Consider the following 725-nt stretch of genomic DNA (forward strand, 5'->3'; position numbering starts at 1 on the left):
TTTTTCAGTTTTCTTTGCTTTAGATGGCATGAGGCATCCAAAACCCAATTTTTTTATCCCTAAATACCCCTTATCAACGATAAAAAAGGGCTTAAATTTTAATTTCCTCATACTTTTTTTAAATATTTTAAAATCATGCATGCTTCCATGACTTCCACATACACTCAGTATTTCACCTGTTGTATAGTGCATAGATAGCTGAAATTTAAAGGTATGTCGCTTTTTTTTACCGCTATACCATTTCTTCTGTTTTTTTTGGACGTTGAACTAATATTTCAGTTGCATCAATCACAACAACTTCCCAATCCACTTCATCTCGATTAGGAAGTTGTTTTGGCAAGTTAAATTTTCCAGAACCGATTAAGGTATCTTCAATAACACGTGTGATACGAATTGCACTCGTTTCAGATACACCGTAACTCATACCAAGATGGAAAAATGTTCGATATTCTCTCCAATATTCTATACATAAGAGCAAACGATCTTCCAACGGTAATTTATGCGGTCGTCCTTTACCAATATGACGAGGTAAATGCTTATTTAGCTCGGCCAACATGAGGTTAAATGTAGCCCAACTAACACCGGTAAGCCTACGAAACTTAACGTCTGATAATTTTTGAATATCTTTGAATTTCATCCAAGGATTATCCCTTGAATTAAATAATTTTGCTGATTAATTTAAGATCAAATAAATTGTACGTTTTTTGATTTATGACGGAAGTCTA

1 protein-coding gene and 1 pseudogene are annotated in these 725 nt (G+C 33.5%); both read right to left on the reverse strand.

Features of this window, described 5'->3' with window-relative positions:
* Window positions 1-195, reverse strand: a pseudogene (locus A6M14_RS14155) (IS5/IS1182 family transposase); the annotation flags it as partial.
* A gap of 37 nt (window positions 196-232) precedes the next feature.
* Window positions 233-637 (reverse strand): transposase family protein, encoded by a 405-nt coding sequence (locus A6M14_RS03180; protein ID WP_017395860.1) that lies wholly within the window; start codon window positions 635-637, stop codon window positions 233-235.
* Window positions 638-725: the final 88 nt, after the last annotated feature.

This window comes from Acinetobacter portensis (assembly GCF_009372215.1).
GTDB classification, from domain to species: domain Bacteria; phylum Pseudomonadota; class Gammaproteobacteria; order Pseudomonadales; family Moraxellaceae; genus Acinetobacter; species Acinetobacter portensis.

Coding starts and splice junctions, on each gene's coding strand:
- A6M14_RS03180 (WP_017395860.1), bottom strand. CDS start 637: ATGAAATTCAAAGATATTCAAAAATTATCAGACGTTAAGTTTCGTAGG.